At 47.8% G+C, this 21,060-nt stretch carries 22 protein-coding genes and 1 rRNA gene; 12 read left to right on the forward strand and 11 right to left on the reverse strand.

Annotated elements, in window-relative coordinates; all coding sequences use genetic code 11:
* Positions 1–224 precede the first annotated feature (224 nt).
* Both AK963_RS06495 and AK963_RS06500 read right to left on the reverse strand, forming a co-directional pair.
* Positions 225–1,172, reverse strand: coding sequence for a 5'/3'-nucleotidase SurE (locus tag AK963_RS06495; protein WP_066014652.1), 948 nt, complete (start codon positions 1,170–1,172; stop codon positions 225–227).
* 214 nt (positions 1,173–1,386) lie between these two features.
* A complete protein-coding gene (locus AK963_RS06500; RefSeq protein WP_066014653.1) occupies positions 1,387–1,821 on the reverse strand; it encodes a DUF4124 domain-containing protein in 435 nt (144 codons plus the stop codon).
* Between the two features lie 473 nt (positions 1,822–2,294).
* Between AK963_RS06500 and AK963_RS06505 the strand changes: the two genes are divergently transcribed.
* Together AK963_RS06505 and ilvN are read left to right on the forward strand one after the other, a co-directional pair.
* Positions 2,295–4,025 (forward strand): acetolactate synthase 3 large subunit, encoded by a 1,731-nt coding sequence (locus tag AK963_RS06505; RefSeq protein ID WP_066014654.1) that lies wholly within the window; start codon positions 2,295–2,297, stop codon positions 4,023–4,025.
* A complete protein-coding gene (ilvN, locus tag AK963_RS06510) occupies positions 4,025–4,516 on the forward strand; it encodes an acetolactate synthase small subunit (protein ID WP_066014655.1) in 492 nt (163 codons plus the stop codon). The genes AK963_RS06505 and ilvN overlap by 1 nt, the downstream gene beginning before the upstream one ends.
* An 88-nt stretch (positions 4,517–4,604) precedes the next feature.
* On the opposite strand, the gene AK963_RS06515 is transcribed toward ilvN, so the two are convergent.
* Positions 4,605–5,267 (reverse strand): hypothetical protein, encoded by a 663-nt coding sequence (locus tag AK963_RS06515; RefSeq protein WP_139117277.1) that lies wholly within the window; start codon positions 5,265–5,267, stop codon positions 4,605–4,607.
* 301 nt (positions 5,268–5,568) lie between these two features.
* Between AK963_RS06515 and AK963_RS06520 the strand changes: the two genes are divergently transcribed.
* Positions 5,569–6,369: a class I SAM-dependent methyltransferase gene (locus tag AK963_RS06520; RefSeq protein WP_066014657.1), complete on the forward strand. Its 801-nt coding sequence runs from the start codon at positions 5,569–5,571 to the stop codon at positions 6,367–6,369.
* Positions 6,370–6,371: 2 nt separating this feature from the next.
* On the opposite strand, the gene ilvY is transcribed toward AK963_RS06520, so the two are convergent.
* Positions 6,372–7,262, reverse strand: coding sequence for an HTH-type transcriptional activator IlvY (ilvY, locus tag AK963_RS06525; RefSeq protein ID WP_066014674.1), 891 nt, complete (start codon positions 7,260–7,262; stop codon positions 6,372–6,374).
* A gap of 212 nt (positions 7,263–7,474) precedes the next feature.
* Here ilvY and ilvC point away from each other — a divergent pair, with 212 nt between their 5' ends.
* Positions 7,475–8,491, forward strand: a complete 1,017-nt coding sequence (gene ilvC / locus AK963_RS06530) for a ketol-acid reductoisomerase (RefSeq protein ID WP_066014658.1) — start codon at positions 7,475–7,477, stop codon at positions 8,489–8,491.
* Between the two features lie 125 nt (positions 8,492–8,616).
* On the opposite strand, the gene AK963_RS33140 is transcribed toward ilvC, so the two are convergent.
* From AK963_RS33140 to AK963_RS06565, 7 genes are all read right to left on the reverse strand, one after another.
* Positions 8,617–8,757, reverse strand: coding sequence for a hypothetical protein (locus AK963_RS33140; RefSeq protein ID WP_020582615.1), 141 nt, complete (start codon positions 8,755–8,757; stop codon positions 8,617–8,619).
* A gap of 30 nt (positions 8,758–8,787) precedes the next feature.
* The gene (locus AK963_RS06535; RefSeq protein ID WP_066014659.1) at positions 8,788–9,684 is read right to left on the reverse strand and encodes a hypothetical protein; all 897 of its coding nucleotides are present in this window, start codon (positions 9,682–9,684) and stop codon (positions 8,788–8,790) included.
* Positions 9,668–10,540, reverse strand: coding sequence for a HEAT repeat domain-containing protein (locus tag AK963_RS06540; protein WP_066014660.1), 873 nt, complete (start codon positions 10,538–10,540; stop codon positions 9,668–9,670). The genes AK963_RS06535 and AK963_RS06540 overlap by 17 nt, the downstream gene beginning before the upstream one ends.
* Before the next feature lie 135 nt (positions 10,541–10,675).
* Positions 10,676–11,536 carry a hypothetical protein gene (locus AK963_RS06545; protein ID WP_066014661.1) on the reverse strand — a complete coding sequence of 287 codons (861 nt, stop codon included), beginning with the start codon at positions 11,534–11,536 and terminating at the stop codon, positions 10,676–10,678.
* 3 nt (positions 11,537–11,539) lie between these two features.
* A complete protein-coding gene (locus AK963_RS06550) occupies positions 11,540–12,739 on the reverse strand; it encodes an MFS transporter (RefSeq protein WP_139117278.1) in 1,200 nt (399 codons plus the stop codon).
* 116 nt (positions 12,740–12,855) lie between these two features.
* Positions 12,856–13,542, reverse strand: a complete 687-nt coding sequence (locus tag AK963_RS06560) for a DUF2959 domain-containing protein (protein ID WP_202969731.1) — start codon at positions 13,540–13,542, stop codon at positions 12,856–12,858.
* A gap of 2 nt (positions 13,543–13,544) precedes the next feature.
* Positions 13,545–13,742 carry a YqaE/Pmp3 family membrane protein gene (locus tag AK963_RS06565; protein WP_020582609.1) on the reverse strand — a complete coding sequence of 66 codons (198 nt, stop codon included), beginning with the start codon at positions 13,740–13,742 and terminating at the stop codon, positions 13,545–13,547.
* Between the two features lie 253 nt (positions 13,743–13,995).
* Here AK963_RS06565 and cuyB point away from each other — a divergent pair, with 253 nt between their 5' ends.
* The 8 genes from cuyB to AK963_RS06605 form a co-directional block, all read left to right on the forward strand.
* Positions 13,996–14,724, forward strand: coding sequence for a cysteate racemase (cuyB, locus tag AK963_RS06570; RefSeq protein WP_066014664.1), 729 nt, complete (start codon positions 13,996–13,998; stop codon positions 14,722–14,724).
* 70 nt (positions 14,725–14,794) lie between these two features.
* Positions 14,795–15,055, forward strand: coding sequence for an HP1242/YdcH family protein (locus AK963_RS06575; protein ID WP_066014665.1), 261 nt, complete (start codon positions 14,795–14,797; stop codon positions 15,053–15,055).
* Between the two features lie 70 nt (positions 15,056–15,125).
* Complete coding sequence (gene iadA, locus AK963_RS06580; RefSeq protein WP_066014666.1) at positions 15,126–16,280, forward strand: beta-aspartyl-peptidase; 1,155 nt, start codon at positions 15,126–15,128, stop codon at positions 16,278–16,280.
* A 12-nt stretch (positions 16,281–16,292) separates the two neighbouring features.
* Positions 16,293–17,216, forward strand: a complete 924-nt coding sequence (locus AK963_RS06585) for a LysR substrate-binding domain-containing protein (protein ID WP_066014667.1) — start codon at positions 16,293–16,295, stop codon at positions 17,214–17,216.
* A gap of 345 nt (positions 17,217–17,561) precedes the next feature.
* Complete coding sequence (gene pssA / locus AK963_RS06590) at positions 17,562–18,395, forward strand: CDP-diacylglycerol--serine O-phosphatidyltransferase (protein WP_066014668.1); 834 nt, start codon at positions 17,562–17,564, stop codon at positions 18,393–18,395.
* A gap of 170 nt (positions 18,396–18,565) precedes the next feature.
* Positions 18,566–19,597 carry a protein-methionine-sulfoxide reductase catalytic subunit MsrP gene (gene msrP, locus AK963_RS06595; protein WP_066014669.1) on the forward strand — a complete coding sequence of 344 codons (1,032 nt, stop codon included), beginning with the start codon at positions 18,566–18,568 and terminating at the stop codon, positions 19,595–19,597.
* Between the two features lie 25 nt (positions 19,598–19,622).
* Complete coding sequence (locus tag AK963_RS06600) at positions 19,623–20,216, forward strand: protein-methionine-sulfoxide reductase heme-binding subunit MsrQ (RefSeq protein ID WP_066014670.1); 594 nt, start codon at positions 19,623–19,625, stop codon at positions 20,214–20,216.
* 580 nt (positions 20,217–20,796) lie between these two features.
* A 16S ribosomal RNA gene (locus tag AK963_RS06605) occupies positions 20,797–21,060 on the forward strand; the annotation flags it as partial.

The raw sequence follows: 21,060 nt of genomic DNA on the forward strand, positions 1-21,060 counted from the left end.
TTCTAAATCCCCAGTTGCACTGGCTATCTGAACGGAAGTCCTGCGTTGAAGTTCCTCGCAACAGCTATGCCTCGTCACTTCACTTTGTCTTTCCGTCCAGCTAGTCATGCACATAACGTGGTTATAACGTTTATTGTATAAGGCTCTGATTCTGTGGGGCTCTCTCAATTCAGGCTTCTGATTAACAGCCATTATGGTTAATTGAGGACGCTCCTTGGTACGTACTACTTTGGCCAGGTCATTGATGATCCACTTAACAGACCAGATAATCTGGAACGTAACATCAACTGGGCTTTTTCGGCTGAAAAGTCATAGGTAGTTGCACCATAACGGGCATCCAGCAAACTGATCGCGACAGCTCCTTCTTCTACCTTCTTGCCTTCTGCATTAGCATTATCATCTTCTGGAGCACTGCTTCGCTCGTAAGAGGTAAATACAATGCCGGGTTCGGCGGGTAGGTTGATTCCATATTCTGGTACGGAGTAAGGCGACATATCGGTGACAAAAACAGGCACATTGGCTGAATAGTCACTGGCGGTTGTCAGCTCGTAAGTTATGCTCTCGGCTGCAAACTTACGCAGGCTTGGCAGGTTGATATTGAGACCATACCCCTCAGGTAGCACTGGGTTCTTGCTTTCCAGGGCCTCAATAATTGGAATCACCAGTTCTGCCAGTGAAGAAGATGTACCATCACGATCGCTACCATGGGTTCCACTGAGGGCAATGGCAGGGACTCCCCGGCGAACAGCAGTGACCGTTGCCCCTACAGTGCCGGATGTTGGGTTAATCAGTCCAACATTATGTCCAGAGTTAATACCCGATAGAACCAGGTCAGGGTTGCCTCCCCAGCGTTCTGGTGCCAATACATCAAGACCATAGAGAAGCGCCATCATAGGTGTGCCATCCACATAGTGAACATTGCTATCCCTGATGTCTTGACCAATAGGAGCTGGACTGAAGTAGTTAAAAGATGCGGCTTTACCGCTCTGCTCTCCAGCAGGTGCCGAAACAATGACATCATGACCTTCAGTTTTCATTGCATTATAGAGTGCCTGTAAATTGGCTGACTGATAACCATCATCATTAGTAATCAGTATATTGAGGGCGCTGGCAGAAACACTAAGGCTTCCTGCAATTAGAAAGCTGGTAGTTCTGGAGATAAGCTTTTTCATTCTTATTATTTCCCTGCTTTATCATTCAGTATCCGTTTACATACCCTCGATGAGTGGTATGTGAGGAGGTTCTTACCCCTTAATCAGGTTAGGGGGCAGACTGAAATCATACGGAAATTAATTGCAGGCAGGCATAGTCTGAATTGCTGAAATATTGATCAATATATTGAAATAGGCAGGAAGGCATGTGCTTCCTGCCTGTATATCGTGCAAGCTAGTTACAGAACTCATTCAGAAGCTTGTTAATACGGGCTATCTCCTTCTGACGGCCGGAATCATCGAGAATTTCATACTCGCCATTTTTGTTTTTGATGCGAACCCGCGGGCTGCTTTTCAGCATGGCTATGTTGCCTTTCAGTGATTTGCAGTAGGCCAGTTCTTCCTCGGTTTTCTGCTGTGGCTCTTCAACAGGCTCTTCTGCCTGTTTTTTGACAGCTGCTTCACTGTCTTCTTTCTTCTGAGTCATTTGACTGTCGCCGTTTGAAATTCTTTGTGGATCGGGCTTGGCAATAGTCTCAGTATTAGTTTGCTGTTCTGGAGGGGTCGTTGAGAAGTGAACAACCCCCTTGTGGTCTTTCCACTTATAGATAGGCTCTGCTATCGCAGCTGAAGACAGCATTAGAGCAATTAAAAACAGTAGTTGCTTCACGGTAACGATCCCTGATCTTTATTGTTGCATTAGTTAATTATCGTCTTTCCGTGAAAAAAATTCGTATTCACCGAAGCAAAACCCGTATTTGTATTGACTGATGGCTGCTGAAAGTCAAAAATGGCATCTCCTGAAGCTGCCCAAGAAGCTGCGTTGGGAATTATGCGACAATTTGATGCCGTTTATCTGCGGCTCAGATGAGAGTGTTCCTTAGTGTACCGACTTCTCGATCTTGTGCTGAGATGATTTGTTGGTGCACTGCTCCTACCCGCACAGGAATGTAGCAGTTCTGCAAGCCAGAATTGTGAGTCTCAGGCAGCCTGGAGCTGCACTTGTTGGTGAAGGCTGTTAGCTAAGGCTTTTAGTTAAGAGAATACTTTCGAGTTCGCCAATTTCTAATGCGCCCTGTTTTCAGTAATTCGGGGCGATATAAAAATTCATTCCAAATAATGAGCAAAGCCGAGGGTTAGCAAGTGGAGCTATTATCCGGCGCGGACATGGTGGTCCGATCACTGGCTGATGAGGGAGTCGAGTATATATACGGGTATCCGGGTGGTGCTCTTCTGCATGTCTATGACGCCATTTTCCGGCAGAAGGCCATTACACACATCCTGGTACGTCATGAGCAGGCTGCAACCCATATGGCGGACGGTTACGCAAGAGCAACCGGTAAGCCGGGTGTGGCTCTGGTAACCTCTGGTCCGGGGGCAACCAATACCATTACCGGTATTGCAACTGCCTACATGGACTCCATCCCTATGGTGGTGATCTCCGGTCAGGTACCGTCTGCCTTTATAGGCAGTGATATGTTCCAGGAAGTGGATATGGTGGGTATTTCCAGACCCATTGTTAAACACAGCTTTCTGGTCAAGCGGGCTGAAGATATTCCGGAAGTCATCAAAAAGGCCTTCCATCTGGCACAGACTGGCCGACCAGGGCCTGTTGTGGTTGATATCCCCAAGGATATTACCGACCTGAGCAAAAAGTACGAATACCATTATCCGGAAAAGGTACGACTGCGTTCCTATAACCCACCGGTTAAAGGTCACAATGGCCAGATTCGCAAAGCGGTTGAACTGCTGGCAGAGGCTAAAAAGCCCATTATTTATGCGGGGGGCGGTGTTGTTCTGGGCAAGGCCTCTGAACAACTGACAGCGCTGGCGAAAACGTTGAATGTACCGGTGACTAATACTCTGATGGGGCTGGGTGCGTATCCTGGTTCAGACCGTCAGTTTGTGGGTATGCTCGGTATGCATGGCAGTTACTGCGCAAACCAGGCGATGCATAATGCTGACCTGATTCTGGCAGTGGGCGTTCGGTTTGATGACCGGGTGACCAATAACACGTCAAAGTTCTGCCCGGATGCAAAGATCATTCATATTGATATCGATCCTGCCAGTATCTCCAAAACCGTTCAGGCTGATGTGCCGATTGTTGGCCCGGTTGACGCTGTTCTGGATACCATGATCCGTCAGGTGGAAGAGACAGATACCCGTATTGGTCAGGAAGCTCTCGACAGCTGGTGGCGTCAGATCAATGAGTGGCGTGAAGGCCGAGGGGGGTTGTTCCCTTACGACAAGGGTGATGGTCTGATCCTGAAACCTCAGCAGGTCATTGAAACTCTGTATGAGGTGACCAAGGGCGAAGACACCTACATCACTTCTGATGTGGGTCAGCACCAGATGTTTGCTGCCCAGTACTATCCATTTGATAAACCTAACCGCTGGATTAACTCCGGTGGCCTGGGAACTATGGGCTTTGGCCTGCCTGCTGCCATGGGGATTAAGCTGTCATTCCCGGACAGTCATGTTGCCTGTGTAACCGGTGAAGGCAGTATCCAGATGAATATTCAGGAGCTCTCGACCTGCCTTCAGTACGATTTGAATGTCAAAATCATCAACCTGAATAATCAGGCTCTGGGTATGGTGCGACAGTGGCAGGATATGCAGTATGACAGCCGCTACTCCCATTCTTACATGGAATCACTGCCCGATTTTGTCAAGCTGGCGGAATCCTATGGGCATGTAGGCATGAGGATTACGGATCCAGCCAAGCTGACGTCAGCTATGGAGGAAGCGTTCTCTCTGAAAGACCGACTGGTCTTTATGGATATCCAGGTGGATACCAGTGAGCATGTTTACCCCATGCAGATCAAGGACGGCAATATGGCCGATATGTGGCTCAGCAAAACGGAGAGGACCTGATGAAACGGATTATCTCTGTACTGGTTGAGAACGAACCTGGTGCACTGTCGCGCATTGTTGGACTCTTCTCCCAGCGTAACTACAACATTGAAACATTGAATGTTGCTCCAACGGAGGACAATACACTGTCCCGCCTGACGCTGACCACCGTTGGTAATCCTCAGGTCGTTGAACAGATCACCAAACAGCTGAACAAGCTGGTGGATGTGGTAAAGCTGGTGGATCTGACCGAAGGTGCCCATATTGAGCGGGAGATGATGCTGATCAAGGTGCGTGCCAGTGGGCCACTGCGTGCTGAGGTGAAGCGGACAGCGGACATCTTTCGTGGGCAGATTGTTGATGTGACCAGCTCTGTCTATACGATTCAGCTGACTGGAACCGGTGAAAAACTGGATGCCTTTATCGAGGCAATTGGTCAGGCACAGGTTCTGGAAGTGGTTCGAAGTGGAGTGACAGGCATTTCCCGCGGGGAAAAAGTGCTGTCTCTCTAATTTATTAAAAAGCGCCCGCAAGGGCGTTTTTTAATACTGTCCTGGTTATTCACGAGAGTCATAGACTCGAGCAGCCAGGCATCACGCCTTATGCATCATCCAATGACCGCTCAAGAATCAATGCCATTGATAGAGCGTGCCGCTTGACCAGTAATGGTGCTACATAATCTTCACGCAAAAAAGCTGATTTCAGGAAGCGCCACTTCGGTAGCAGGTTACTATCTCTGACCGGATACTCAGATAAAGAAGAGTCCAATGATGAAATCAGAACTTCAGTATTGTACTTTTCTGTAATGGAAAAGCTGGTGCTGGCATCACTGGCCATAAATACATAAATTGATGAAAGGGTCAGTAACTTATCAATTTGTTCTGCCCGGATACTCACGTTAGGAGAGTTGCTCATTTTACTGCGTAGAAACGCTTTAAAAGCCTGCTGTGTGCTTTCTAGTTCCTTAGCAAAATGGCTGGTTGGCTTTTTCTGCTCCTGCCAGTTTACGGAGAAATTCTGTAGAGACTGGCTGAGTTCTTCCAGAGACGCTTCCAGCTTTCCTTCATATTCATCCAGATGAAGCAAACTCTGGTACATTCTCACTTCCTGAGGCCGGGCATCAATACCAGGACCGTCTTTGGAATAGGCATGCTGGTCAGCCCAGGCAAACATTTTCAGTTCGTAGCTATCGATCATCAAGTCGATAAGAGAGATGTCACTGCCAGTGACAGCCCAGCTTTTAACCGAGATGAGGTTGGCCATTAACATCAGCAGAAGAGAATATAGTCCGGACTTTATGTGACCCTTGCCATTTGAAGTATGCACCTTTACATCCTTTTTTGATTTTTTTATCGAAGGATATGACCGGTCCTTCCTGTCAGGCTATGACAAAAACGGCCAAAAAGGGTTCTCATAAAAAGAAGAGTAAAATAAGTCAGAATAAATCCTGATATTTGGGCAAGATATCGGTTTGCTGCCATTAATTCAGGGGGATTTACCTCTGTGTCTGTCCGCTACTCGTTGACTTTATCACTCCCGAACTGCTTTCCAAGGGATACTTCCTATGCAACATGAGGCCGATGCAATCCAGCACTCTCCTGCCTGGATATACCAGACGACATTAGTTCCAGCAATATTTGCAAAATGGGCTTCTGTTGTTGCCGATGCAGCGGGTATTAAATCAGGGCAACATGTGCTCGATGTAGCCTGCGGCACCGGTGTGCTGGCGGGTGAGGCTCTCCAACGAGTAGGCTCTTTGGGAAGTGTTACTGGACTCGACCTGAACCCGGATATGCTTGCAGTTGCTTCCAGCCTGGCAGCGGATATCCACTGGCAAAATGGTAATTCAGAAAACCTCCCCTTTCCGGATGGTGTTTTCGATGCGGTTGTAAGCCAATTTGGTCTGATGTTTTTTGGCGATAAGGTTAAGGCAATATCGGAAATACTCAGGACGGTAAAACCTGATGGGAAAATAGCGGTGGCTGTGCATGGATTATTGAACGACATCCCAGTCTATAGGTCTTTAGCTCAAATTTTTAAAACGTATATTGGGGAAAATGCTGCCGAGTTAATGAATGAGCCCTTTTGCCTTGGAGACCCTGATCAACTGCGAGATATCTTTGTCGATGCAGGTGCTAATAACCTGAACATTCTTAAAACGACGGTGTTAGCTCGCTTTCCTGACCTTGATACTTTGATTGATGCAGAGCTGAAAGGATGGATGCCCATCTATAACATTATGGTTTCAACCAGCCAGGATGAGCAGATCAGAGAGGCCGCGCAAGAAGCCCTTCATCACTTTATTGATGACAATGGGGCTGTGGTGTTTGAAATTCCTGCTCTAATCGCGACGAATCATCAATAGCATTATTTTATGCTTGCTATCTGATTCCAGAATGCAGCGATCAGAGGGTTTTTCAGCTTTTTTTCCAGTACGCAAAGCCCCACTTTATACGGCTTAAGTTCCGGGCGAACGTTCAATATCTCAACATTTTCAGCCAGCGGGCTGTTATTCAGGACAATCTCCGGGACAACTCCGACACCAAACCCCAGGCTCACCATGCTGACAATGGCCTCATTACCTGAAACCTGGGCATAGATTTTTGGGGCTCGGCCATGAGTCTGAAACCAGGAATCCAGTCGCTGTCTTGCGATTCCCTTCTCCTGAAGAATCATTGGGATGCCATCAAAATCATCAAAGGACAGCTGCTTTTTAAAAAGATATTCCGGTAGCTGAGAATTCACTGGAGCAATAAACAGTAGAGGAGAAACTGCTATTTGCTGAAATGCCAGCCCTGTGGGAAGGCTGTCGGGCCTTGCTGCAATGGCCAGATCTTCCTGTTCTGTTAATACTCTTTGTATGGCTGGCTCAGGGTCACCGGTATGCAGCTTTATTTCAATGCCCGGATACCTTGGTCGAAACTGGCTGAGAATGTCATACAGGAAGCTATAACTGGCCGTTACTGAGCAGTACATGCTTAGCGAGCCGTGAAGCTCTCTGGCACCTGCCATCAGTTCATTATGAATAATCTCCCATTGAGAGAGCGCTTCACGGGCATAGGCTTGAAATCGCTTTCCCTCCGGAGTTAATGAGACACTTCGATTGTCCCTCTCGAAAAGTGCCACGCCCAGCTGCTCTTCCAGCTGCTTGATACTTCGGCTAAGGGTCGATGGGCTAACATGGCAAATGAGGCTGGCCCGGTTAAAGTGCAGGGATTCAGCCAGCGCGAGGAACTGTTTTAGAGGGCGAAGGTCTATAGCCATATATAAATAAAGGTTATTTCATTTTTTGCAACTCAAGATTGCAAATATATCACTAAATGCAACTATACGCAGAACCACCTATCGGGTATGGTGTACTCCAAGTTGAGAGAGCGGCTCCTGCGTGCAGCCGCTGTGTAAATAAAAAGCCTAAATTCATCAGCTAGCCAGTTATCGCCGGGCCGGTGTTTTCTTTCAGGAGTTATTCGATGAAAGTTTATTACGATAAAGACTGTGACCTCTCCATCATCCGTGGCAAGAAAGTCTCTATCATTGGCTATGGCTCTCAGGGCCATGCCCATGCTAATAACCTGAAAGACTCTGGTGTTGAAGTAACTGTCGGCCTGCGTAAGGGCTCCTCTTCCTGGGCTAAGGCTGAAGCTGCTGGTCTCTTCGTGGCTGAAGTACCTCAGGCTGTCGCCCAGGCTGATGTTGTTATGATTCTGACGCCTGACGAGTTTCAGTCCCAGCTCTATAAAGAAGTGGTTGAACCAAACCTTAAGCAGGGTGCGACTCTGGCTTTCGCCCATGGTTTCTCCATCCACTACAACCAGGTGGTTCCCCGTGCTGATCTTGATGTCATCATGATTGCACCAAAGGCCCCAGGTCATACTGTGCGTTCAGAATTTGTGAAAGGCGGTGGCATCCCTGACCTGATTGCTATTTTCCAGGACGCTTCTGGCAAGGCCAAGGACGTTGCTCTCTCCTACGCTTCTGGTGTGGGTGGTGGGCGTACCGGTATCATCGAAACTACCTTCAAAGACGAGACTGAAACGGACCTTTTTGGTGAGCAGGCCGTTCTTTGTGGTGGTGCTGTTGAGCTGGTTAAGGCAGGTTTCGAAACCCTGACTGAAGCTGGTTATGCACCGGAAATGGCTTACTTTGAGTGTCTCCACGAACTCAAGCTGATTGTTGATCTCATGTACGAAGGCGGTATTGCCAACATGAACTACTCCATCTCCAATAATGCGGAGTATGGTGAGTATGTGACCGGTCCACGTGTTATCAACGATGAGTCCCGCAAGGCGATGCGTGATGCACTTAAAGATATTCAGAACGGTGAGTATGCCAAGAAGTTTATCTCTGAAGGTGCTCTGAATTATCCATCCATGACTGCCTATCGTCGTAACAACGCTGCCCACCCAATCGAGAAGGTTGGTGCCCAGCTGCGTGAAATGATGCCCTGGATCACAGCTAATAAGCTGGTTGATAAAGAGAAAAACTAATCAGACTGAGCGTTATTTGACGCATAGTTTAGAGTCCAGAAAAACAGGGTATTTCTATCCAGAAATACCCTGTTTTTTTATGGGTGCTACATTGTCTTCGAAGAACATTTGGTGGTTTGGATAGACTACCGTTTCAGGTTGCAGCCAAAGCCAAGCTCTCGGCCTGCCACTGTCGTTTTGATAACCCGCTTATAGGCACTGGCAAGGCTGACTTGCTGATCCAGTTTCACAAAGCCTTTTTTCAGCTTTCTGCCGGAAGATTTCATTGCTGATGCTCCCTTGCTAATGGTTGGGTGTCATAGACAGTAGACACCCTTCGGTTCGGCCGTCTTATGACTGCCGATGGTATCCAGAACGGTCTGCTTCACATAAGAGTGAGAATCCTGCATGGCAAGATTGAAAAAGTCGTCGGTAATACCCTCCATATTAAACAGAGTGGTCCAGGCAAGACCCCGGGTTCTAAAGCAGGGGTGATGACTGGCAATACGCAGTAGCAGATCGATACTGTTGTCATTACCAATCGCTTCCACCGTCTTAAAGACTGGGTTGCGCATGGTGAGATCATTCACGTAGCCAGTGATGACTTGCTTTTCAACATCAAAAAAGAATTGCAGCTTTGGCTCACCCGGTCGTGGAATGATCAGGTTGACGGAGATGGAAAGCTCATCCGGAGGATACTGGGTATGAACATCTCTGCTTGAGAAGTAGTACATCAGCTTTCCATGAGGGAAGTCAGTATCCTCCTGAAACGCCAGATCGACATGCTCGCCAATGTAGCCTGTGACCTGATTGTGGTCGTATTGGTAAATGACGGTTCGATAGCCGCTGCCAAAATAGCTGCAGGTGAGCAGATCAAAATTATGGTCATGCCCGTCGAAGTAGGAGAGCAGCTCATCTGCTGCCAGTTCACTCATTGGTAGCCAGACAATGGCCCGAATAGCAAAGTAGGATCCGTAATAGAGAACAAAGTTTGGTGGCTTGAAATCATTCTTCTGCTGGAATTGGTTCAGACTTTTCAATCCATCATTAAGGTAGTCCGTAAAAAATGATGGGTTGTGACACAACTGACCAAGCTTGCCTGCATGCTCAATGGCAGCATCCGGCTCTTTCATTTCAGGGTGACTCTCGCAGAAGTCGATGTACTCTTCCAGAGAGATGGCACTTTCTGTGGATGGCTCAATTGTACAGGCCATGGACTGATTCCTCGGCTTGATGGGTCTCATCCGACAGCATGGCCAGTGTCTGTTTTGCGGCTTTTGCTATTTCAGGATTATTGTCATTTACCAGGTGATCTTGCAGTAGCCTGGTTCCTCGCCACTCATCCAGTTTATAAACGCTTTCCGCTGCTTCCCAGCGTACAAAATAGTCAAAGTCAGACCTGGACAGGCTATCCAGAGTATCTACATGGTGCTGTTCTCCCAGCTCCCCAAGAATTCGAACCGCCAGAAGGATTCGTGATCTTTGCAGGCTATTATCAGTCAGCGCCAGTGGATCAAGACTGACCTGGTCAAATACCCAGGTCACTGATGCCAGCGGACGGGAATAAATAATCAGACAGGGTGCCTGTAATGTCGCTTCATCCAGAACGGCGATATCTTTATAAGCCTGAAAAATTGTTGGGGTATAGGGTTTTAGCTCCTGGAGAGGAAGCATTTTGAGTGGTGGCGGACGATTATAAACCGATGAGGGCCTGATGGAGGTCTCATAGCGGGGAACTGCGACCGTTTCAGGCAGCATATTGATGACCATCATATCGAACTCACTGGCACACAGTGTGTTATCAGTGTTTTCACGTTGACCAATCACATTCAGTGTCAGGTTGAAGTCGCCTGTAGCAATCAGATGAATCTGATCCGAGTAAGCCGGTTTTTTATCGTGCATTTTCTGCAGCAGAATTTCTTCTAGAATACTGTTAAATAGCTCACTCGCCTTCTGCTGGTTAAAACCTTCAAATAGACGGCTGAAGTCAGAAAATCGTGGGTTTGAACTAGAGAGCAGTTGATTGGCTTGCTGGGTAAGGGTTGATAGTGTGAAGGGGGATTTGTTCATGCTTACCCCTCTCTGTACTTGGGATGCAGGTATCAAATAAACGACTGATTCCAGTGTAGAGTCATATTTATTAACCCAAAATACAGATTTCTCATAACCGCTTGTCTCTAATGAAATTATTTTTCCGACATTGATTTATCTGTCGTTTATTCTGCAGATCGAACGTACATAGTCGTGTTGATCCTGGCTGGCCTGACGCAGGAAATAATGTTGATCAGAAGGGACGATCTCTATCAGACACTGAAAACACATTGCCCGTGTTCTTGGGCAGTGATGATTGAGCGCAATATCTTGTAATAGGGTAGTGGTGTCATCATTGTGCATAAACCGGGCAACAGCCATCAGGCTGTTTGTTGCTGGCAGAGTATCCAGGCGTGCGATCGGTTTGCTGCTTTCAGGGTCAATGGCACATTGAATACCGGCATCAGGATGAGTAGGAAAAACCAGATTGATTGAGATGGACAGTGACTCAGGTGGCAGCTGAACATGGAAGTCCTCGGTGTGGTGGTAAAACATCAACTTGCCTTCAGGCAGGAGAGTATCTTCCTGAAATATCATCTCCATACTCTTGCCAATGATTCCATGCTGCTTTTCCGCTTTACAGGTATGAATAATGGTTCGATAACCCGGACCAAAATAGCCACAGGTCAGAAAGTCAAAGTGATGGTTATGGGTTACACCATAACCTTTGGCAATGTCACCGCCCTCACTGTTATCGGTTAGCCAGACAGCAGCACGTACAGAGAAGGTCGGGCATTGATATAAGTAGAAACTGGGGGGCGTAAAGTCGGTTTTGACGTCGTACAGGGAAATGTCTTTCAGCTTGGTATTCAGAAAATCCAGCAGAAAATCTTTATTGTTTGCGAGACGTTGCAGCATGAATGCAGTGGATAGTATCTGCTCTCTGTCATGAAGCTTATTCTGGTTGTGGCAAAAGGCGACATACTCAGCCAGATCTATAGCCTCGGTATCATTGCTCTCTACCGTGATGGTCATAATTCAGGAGCCTGATTTGATTCTCTGATAGAGAAGATAGGTCAGGATAAGGATGAGCATGGAAACCATCGATAACACCCTGGGAGTGCCATCATGCAGTGCAATCAACGCAATATTAAGCATACTGGCGGTGCCTGAGAATACGATAAAGAGCAGGGCAGATGCCTGCATACTGCAACTCTCATGGTTTTTAAGCACACCGGTTAACGCATTGGTAACGACCAGACCGGAAAGGGCAAAAAAAGCAACAACCAAAATCAGGCTGGGAATCAGCGATGCACCATAAAACCAGTCAAGCAGCAGCATGCAAAGTGCGAGTATCATCAACATTGGAAGGGACAGGTCTATCAGCTTGCTATAGAGAACGTGCTTTAGCAGCAGACCATTGATCAAAGTTATGGCCGTTCGGCTTACATACAATGCACTGATCAGGTAGCTATAGGAGATTTCTGTGAGCTGGTAATAATCCAGAAACAGAAAGGCTGAATTATTGATGTAGATCTGGCCGACAACGGCAATACCCGTATGGCAAACCAGAAAGGCCTGAGTCTCTTTGTCCTGCACCATTATCTTCCAGTGATACAGGCCCTTTTTTAATGGTTCAATAGTCAGCCTGTTTGCTGGTGGTGTTGCTTTCCCAATACTTCTTCGGCAGATAAGGAAAGTGATCATGCTGTAAGCCAGCATAAAGGCAAAGACTGAATTCCAGCTCCAGCGCTGGCTTGCCAGCGTGCTGAGCTCAGGACCAACAATGGGAATCACAAAACCAATGGCGGTAACGTAGGAAAGAATCCTGGCGACTGAATTTGTGTCGTAACATTCATTAATCAGCGCGGGGATCACCGTCATCAGTATTGCTGCAGAAAATGCCTGTAATACTCGGCCTGTACAGAATAACCAGAGGCTTGGCCAGCCAATGCACAATACTGTTCCGATAATAAATACCATCAGAGCCCAGTAGAGCGCCTGTAACCGATAGCCAGTATCCGACAGCATGGCCGTTATGGGCATGGCTATTACCTGAGAGATGATAAAGAGCGGCAGGGTCAGCTGAAATATCTCGGTGTCATAGCCAAACTGGCTGGCGATGTGAGGAAGAATAGGGATATATAGCGTAATGGGAAGCATCGGGATAATCGCGATGGCTCCCATCAGTAAAATGGTATTTGTCTGGGAGAGTATGGAAAGCGGTGAGTTATTCACTGTGAGACCGTTACTGGATTGCCATCTCAGTCTAGCTGCAATCTCAAACTGGGCTTTCGGTGAAGGGGGAAGAATAAGGTTTGCTGGAGATAGTTTATCTCCAGCAATATCGCCTATTAAGGCTGCTTGAGCGCTTTAATAAACTGTCGTGACTGGTCAATGGAAACCTGCATATCACTGATCAGGCGATCAATGTCGGCCTTGATGGTATTGAACTCACCTTTCAGTGCGCTGATGGCCCGGGCATTCAGGTTATGCTTCAGATAAAGCACCTGGTCCTGAAAGGCATCCAGCACTGGCTGCATCCGTTGTTCAGACTTTTCCAGACTAACCATCATTCGCTGATACTGACGTCGAGTGTCTTTCAGCTTCTGAGCACTGGCTCTACGCAGGCTGTCACTCTTATATAGGCTGAGCTCTTCTTCCCACTCGTCAAACAGCGCATCAGAAACACTCTGGACGCTGGCAATACGGTCTCTTACTTTTTCTGCAGCGGCCAGGCTGTCTTCGTATTCAGCATTCAGATCGTTGTAGGCTACTTCGAGGTCGCCACCATCAAAGTTGATGACACTCTGGAACTGCTCCAGTGCGCTTTGGAACTGCTCCTGTGCTTGCTCCTGTGCACTCTGGGTATCTTCAATGCGATCTACCATTATATCGCGTTTATGAATGCCTACTTTTTCCATGGCGCTGTAATAAGTGCTCTGGCAGCCAGCCACCATAAACGAAATAACCAATGCTCCGGTAATCTTCAGACTGCGGGACAGAAAGGCATGGTCAGACAGCGAAGTTTGTATGTTCATACTCAATCTTTTTTCTCAATAGCGTCGATCAGCTCTTTGTTACGCTTGTCGGCCAGATGATTATTAACAACAAAAAGTGCATGAATAACACCGGGAATCCAGCCCAGAATGGTCAGAATGATATTCAGAATCACCTGAAATGGTTTACCGCAGAGTAGCACGGCTAATGGCGGCAAAATAATTGCCAGAAAGTAACGCATGGTGGCTGACCTTTTCTATGGAAATACCAGTTTCTCGTACTTGGAAGTGCTCAGAGTAATGAGTATTTCAGGTTCTTGGTAATGGAAATTAATCGTTAACGGTTTTTGTACCACAAACCTCTGAGGATAGCGAAAGTAGTGTAGCCAACAGGACCTATGCCATTTCGGCATAATTTGACCGTTTTAGGCATTTCACAACTACCTGCCCTATGGAAAACACTGTGCTTAGAGACCAATTCTGGTGTGGAGCAGAATGATGTTGGGGATTCTTGGGGGAATGGGACCACTGGCTACAGTGGATTTTATGCAGAAGGTGATCGCCCTGAGTCAGGCAGCGACTGATCAGGATCATATCCCGATGCTGGTACACAATGTGCCGCAGATACCGGATCGCAGTGCCTGTATCCTTCAGGGAGGAGAAGACCCGTTTCCAGCTCTGCTGCAAGGTCTTAAGAGGCTGGAAAAGGCAGGAGCACAATGCGTGGTTATTCCCTGCAACACCGCCCATTACTGGTTTGATGCTCTGAAAGAACATGCCTCAGTTCAGATGATCAGCATTGTGGATGTTGTCTGCAACGAGCTGGCTCGACGAGGCATTCTGAATGCGGGACTGATGGCAACCAACGCAACCGTTGCTGCTGAAATTTATAAGAAACGCATTCACACAATGGGTGGTCAGTGTCTGGTGCCTGATGACCTTGCCCAGCAGCAGGTTATGACCGCTATCTATGACATCAAGGCGGGTCGTCTTGAGCAGGGTGCCCAGGGCATGGAAATGGTCTTTGATGCATTGATAAATGAAGGCGCCGAAGCCGTTATTCTCGGTTGTACTGAAATTCCGATCGGCCTTGCCAGTATTGCCAGACAGAAACCTGAACTGTGTGTTGATGCTACTGAGCTGTTAGCCAGAGCCTGTGTCGACTGGTATTACACTGGCCACGACAATCACTACCAGGGCGACGTTCACCAGCAGGCCGCATGATATATGGACAATAGCACCTACTTTGGAAGCTGCCTAAACTGATTCAGGTTGTTCTAAAGGAGGTTGCTCCATGTCTGAAATAAAAGATGCTCTGAGCCATAGCCTTTCTCATGAGTTTCCAGAGCATCATGATCAAATTAACCGATTAAAACAAACAGATAGCGTCTTTGCTGAAAAGGCAAATGAATATCACAAGCTGGATCATCAGGTGCGTGGACTAGAAGACAGTGATTTACCCGTAACCGATGACGTTTATAACGATTTGAAACAGCATCGTGCAAAGTTAAAAGATGACCTTTATCAGATGCTGACCGCAAATCAACCACCTTAAATATGAGCTGAAAAAAGAGGCTGATAAAGAAAGCACCTTTTCAGGTGCTTTCTTTTTCTCTGGGGGAAAAATGTTTCTGCTGTTGAAGAATGCTGAGCTGTATTCACCGGAGTATCTTGGGAAAAAAGATATACTGGTTTGTGGAACTAAAATCGTTGCCATTGAAGATAAAGTGGATCAGGTTCTGCCTGGTCACTGTCATGTGGTCGATATGCAGGGCGCGATTGTTGGTCCGGGACTCATTGATCAGCATGTGCATTTAATCGGTGGTGGCGGTGAAGGAGGGTATGCTACCCGTGTACCTCAGCTGATGCTTTCTGATCTGGTAAAAGCGGGCCTGTCCTCTGTTGTGGGCATTCTTGGAACGGATGGCATTACCCGTTCACCAAAGGATCTGTACGCAAAGGTGAAGGCACTGGAACTTGAAGGTGTGAATGCCTTCATGCATACGGGTTCTTATGAGGTGCCAACCCGAACCATCACCGGTTCCATCCGTGACGACATGGTTTATGTGGATAAAGTCATGGGGGTTAAGGTTGCCCTGGCAGACCACCGTTGTTCATTCCCTTCCACGGAAGTTCTCGCTCAAATGGTATCTGACATCCGTATCGGGGGAATGGTGTCTGGTAAGAAAGGTGTTCTCCATATTCATATGGGCGAATTGCCAGATCCAATGGCTCAGATTAATCAGCTGATTACCATGGGGCTGCCGATTCAGCATTTTTCACCAACCCATATTAACCGTAACGAAAGTATTTTTGCCGAAGCTGTCGATCTGGCAAAACGGGGTGGGCATATCGACCTGACTTCTGGCGGTGCATGGCTCGACAATATTGCAGACAGCGTTCGTTATGCCTTATCTCAGGGCGTGCCAATCAGTCAGTTGACCATCAGTTCAGACGGCAATGGCAGTATGCCGAAGTTTAATGCGAAGGGTGAGATGGTTGGTGTTACAGCAGCCAATGTGGATTCCAACCTTAAGACAATACCGAGACTGTTGGATATCGATCTTGGTCTGAGCGATATCTTTTCCCTCCTTTCCACGAATGTGGCAGACTCAGTGGGTATTGCAAAAGGTCGAATAGCGGTAGGCTGTGATGCTGACTTTACCGCATTTTCTCACTCCGCCCTGAGCCAGCATGAGGTTGTCGTCAGTCATGTTATTTCCCGCGGGCAGTTATTAATGTCAGAAGGTGAATTACTGGTGAAGGGCACATTCGAATAGCTCTGAGTCTGGATGAACCTGGAAACCAAATGGCTGGAAGATTTTCTGGCTTTAGCGGAGCTGCGCAACTTTTCCCGGGCTGCGCAGCTTCGGAATGTCACTCAACCGGCATTCAGTCGCCGTATACGCAGCCTTGAGCAATCGCTCGGTGTTGAGTTGATTGATCGAGCCACAACGCCCCTGGCGCTTACGCCGGAGGGGCGATTGTTTCATACGACTGCCAGAAACCTGCTTCGACAGATGGAAGATGGCCTGCACCAGCTGAAAGGACAGAATGGTGTAGGGCCACAGCCGTTGGACTTTGCTGCAGCCCACTCACTTTCCGTAACGCTGTTACCAGAGCTGATACAAACCATGAGCAATGATGGCCATGTTCTGAGAAGTCGGGTCGAGAGTATTGATGTCGATCTGGCTGTTGAGGCCCTTCAGGAGGGGCGGTGTGATTTTCTCCTGGCTTTTGATATTGAAGCCCTGATGCAGCCTCCTTTCCTGTGCCTTTCCCTGGGTAACACCGAACTTCGACCGGTTTGTGCGCCAGATGCCGATGGTTTGCCTCTCTTCAAGCCTGACCAGACTGAGCCTGTCCCTATTCTGGGTTACAGCCCGGCAGCGTTTATGGGAAGGCAGGTGAATGGTTTGCTACGGGCTATTGATGACCTTCCCCGGTTTCAGCCGGTTATGGAGTCTTCTCTGACGAACCTGTTGAAAGTCATGGCATTGAATGGCAGTGGCATTGCCTGGCTGCCGGGCTATGCCATTGTTGATGAGCTGGCCAGCGGGCAGCTGGTGGACTTCGTCGACCCGGAAAAGCATCAGGAATATTGGGGCTCTGTTGAGATCAAGCTCTACCGTAACGATGTACGCCTGCATGCTGGTGCTGAGCGATTCTGGTCTTCACTTCGTAAACGATGTCAGCAGGGGTGGTCTTTGACTTAGGGCCTGTTGACGTTTCGTTGCGAGCTCAGCGGATCAGGGCGCCCCTATGACGAGGCGTGGCATTGCAGTAAGGCTGGTTGCCTTTCAAAATGCCGCAACGAAGTCATAGGGGCGCCCTGATCCACCCGAAGGGTGACCCAGAAAAGCGCCATCTGCTTTGTCAGACTTGCTTGATGTAGAATAACTACACGCTGCACAAGTCTTTCGCGCATATGACGCTTTTCTGGGTCACTGAGTACGCAACGAAACGTCAACAGGCCTAATGTTTGATCTGACTGTATCCCTCAAAAAGGGTATTCGTGGTACAGTCTCACGCTGGTTCTGTAATGATGAGCAGATGTTTCAATGACTGAGAAAATGGAAAGGCCGGGGAGTAATAAAGATGCCGTCGACGGCTTTTTTCCTATAGACGAGCATGAAGAAGAGGTGATTGAAGAAGGGCAGGCGATCCGACGCAAAGGGATCTACCTGTTACCCAACCTTTTCACTACTGGCAACCTGTTTTGCGGTTTTTACGCCATTATTGCTGCACAGGCGGGTAATTTTTCCCTGGCCTGCATTGCAGTATTTGTGGCCATGATTCTGGATGGTCTGGATGGTCGCGTGGCCAGAATGACCAATACCATGAGCAAGTTTGGTGAGCAGTATGACAGTCTGGCGGATATGGTCACCTTTGGTGTAGCCCCTGCCATGGTGGCTTTTAGCTGGGCGCTGCAGGATCTTGGCAAGTTTGGCTGGATGGTAGCCTTTATCTATGCTGCCTGTGCTGCTCTGCGACTGGCCCGGTTCAATGCCCAGATTGAAGTCACAGACAGTCGTTATTTTACCGGCCTTGCCAGTCCTGCGGCGGCAGCAGTTGTGATCGGTATGGTGTGGGCATTAAGTGACTTTGGCTTCAATGGTGAATCCACTTTTGTTGCCTTGCTTGGCTCGCTGATTACTGGTGGTGCTGGTGTCCTGATGGTCAGCAATATTCGCTATCACAGCTTCAAGAAAATTGATCTGAGAGGTCGGGTACACTTTGTGTTCCTGTTGGCAATTGTTCTGGCATTTGCTGTGGTGTTTATGGATCCTCCCAGAACACTGCTGCTGATCTTTCTGGCTTATGCCTGCTCTGGCCCGATTACCGCGATCTGGCGGCTTGGTGAAGACAAGAGTGAGCCGGAAGAAACGGTTTAATTTTTCTTTGTTTTTTTATAAAGCCAGCATCGCTGGCTTTTTTTTATGGCTGAGGGAGATAGGTGCTTGAGCTCAACAATATCCCTTGGCAGTATGAAGAAAAACCGGTCATTTGTATGATCAATTCATCAGAATGGCCGTAAAAAAGTAGTGTTTGATAAGGAGATATCATGCTACTGAAAATAAAAAAACGATCAGATAGTTGCAGTAGTGAGATTACGCCAGAGTCTATTTATCATGGCCGACGGCACTTTATGCAGCAGTCTGGACGTTTTGCTTTGGCTGGGTTGGGGTTGATGCTGGCAGGGTGCTCACAGGAGGGTGAAGCCGTCAGCAAAAAAACTCGAGCCGATGCTATTCCTTCTCAATCAGGCCCTGAATGGCTAAAAAAGAAAGTTCTTGAATTTAACCCCAGCGTTTATACGACCACTGAAGCACTCACGCCCCACAAAGATGTTACTACCTACAATAATTTTTATGAGTTTGGCACCGGAAAAGGTGATCCGATCAGGAATGCTCATACTCTGAAGACCGAGCCATGGTCAGTAGTTATTGAAGGTGAGGTTGCCAAACCTGGTCGATACCATCTTGAAGATATTCTCAAGCCTCATGCTATGGAGGAGCGTATCTATCGGCTACGTTGTGTTGAAGCCTGGTCCATGGTGATTCCATGGATTGGCATCCCTCTCTCGAGTATCCTTAAGCAGTTTGAGCCAACCTCCAAAGCCCGTTTTGTCGAGTTTACAACGTTGCATGATCCTGAACAGATGCCGGGGCAGAAGGCTTCCTTTGGTTCTCTGGACTGGCCTTATGTCGAAGGCTTGAGGATTGATGAGGCCATGAATCCTTTGACTCTGATGGCAACAGGATTATACGGCGACATATTGCCGAACCAGAATGGCGCACCTTTCCGACTGGTAGTGCCCTGGAAGTACGGTTTCAAAAGCATCAAATCTATTGTCAAAATCCGCCTGACCGAAAAGCAGCCTAAAACAACCTGGGAAACATCTGCACCCGAAGAGTATGGTTTCTATGCCAATGTGAACCCGGCAGTTGATCACCCTCGCTGGAGTCAGAAACATGAACGACGCTTGCCGAGTACGCTGCTCTCTCCTAACCGAATTAAGACACGCCCATTTAATGGTTATGGAGAAGAGGTTGCCGATTTGTATAAGGGTATGGACTTAACACGCTTCTATTAAAATTCTTATATTAAAGGAGAGGGCTATGGATCGGGTTGCCAAAATCAAAGTTGTTGTATTTCCTCTCAGCTTTTTTCCACTGGCAAACCTGATGATCAAGGCTCTTGAAAATAATCTGGGGCCAGATCCTGCCAGTGCGCTTACTCATGGGCTGGGAGAGTGGGCATTAATATTTTTGCTTTTGTCACTGGCCATCTCACCAGCACGACGCCTGACAGGAATAGGAAAGCTGATCCGATTTCGACGGATGCTGGGTCTATTTGCCTTATTCTATGCAGTGTTGCATTTATTTGCCTACCTCGCTTTTATGCTGTCCTGGGAGTGGCAGACACTTTTAGAAGACCTTTATAAACGCACCTATATAATTATTGGTGCCTTTGCTTTGTCGATTCTGATTGCTCTAGGTGCTACTTCAACCAAAAAAATGATGAAGCGACTGGGTAAACAGTGGAGTCAATTGCATCGACTGGTTTACATTGCCGCAGGTCTCGCCGTTATTCACTTTCTCTGGCTGGTTAAAAGTGATTATAGAGAGCCGCTTATTTATGCAGCTGTGCTCACAGTGCTTCTTATCGTCAGATTACGTGTAGTAAAGCGTCTGGTCTTTCTTAACCGGTAGTTATTATTTGAACGACATTTGTTGTAGGTAATAACCACGGGTTGTCATCTCGGCTGAGTACCGTAGAATGCGCCCCACTTCCACGGACTGACCCAGAGGTCACCCACGGATCAGCAGAATGACTATTCATCGCTGACCGGGAAGTGCGGTTTGAAGGTGGGTTGTTTTGAAATGAATGAAAAACAATCGGTTGACAAATCAAGCTGGCGCGGTAAGATGCGCCTCCGCTGACACGGCCTGAGTGGCAACGTCAGCGAGTTGGAGAGCTTCTTTCTTCTACGGCTTTTTCCGGAAGAGAAATGATCGCTTGACAACGAAAGTCGCCACGGTAAGATAGGCGGCCTTGCTGATCGGCACCAACTGCTGGTCAGGGTTGAGAATCTCCTGATTTCAACCAAGTTCTTTAACAAGATATCAGACAATTCGTGTGGGCGCTTGTGCGATTGCATCGGTTAATCAGCTTCGGCTGAAAACATTTAAGATGCTTAATTGATCAAGCGAACATGCCTGTAAATTCATGTACGTTTAATTGTGACATTGAGCCGTTGTTTTGCTTTCGGGTGAAACGACACAACGATTTAAACTGAAGAGTTTGATCATGGCTCAGATTGAACGCTGGCGGCAGGCCTAACACATGCAAGTCGAGCGGTAGCGGGAAGAGCTTGCTCTTTGCCGACGAGCGGCGGACGGGTGCGTAACACGTAGGAATCTGCCTGGTAGTGGGGGATAGCCCGGAGAAATCCGGATTAATACCGCATACGCCCTACGGGGGAAAGGAGGGGACTCTTCGGAGCCTTTCGCTATCAGATGAGCCTGCGTCGGATTAGCTTGTTGGTGGGGTAAA

The sequence above is a fragment of the Endozoicomonas atrinae genome, from assembly GCF_001647025.1.
In the GTDB taxonomy this organism is placed as follows: domain Bacteria; phylum Pseudomonadota; class Gammaproteobacteria; order Pseudomonadales; family Endozoicomonadaceae; genus Endozoicomonas; species Endozoicomonas atrinae.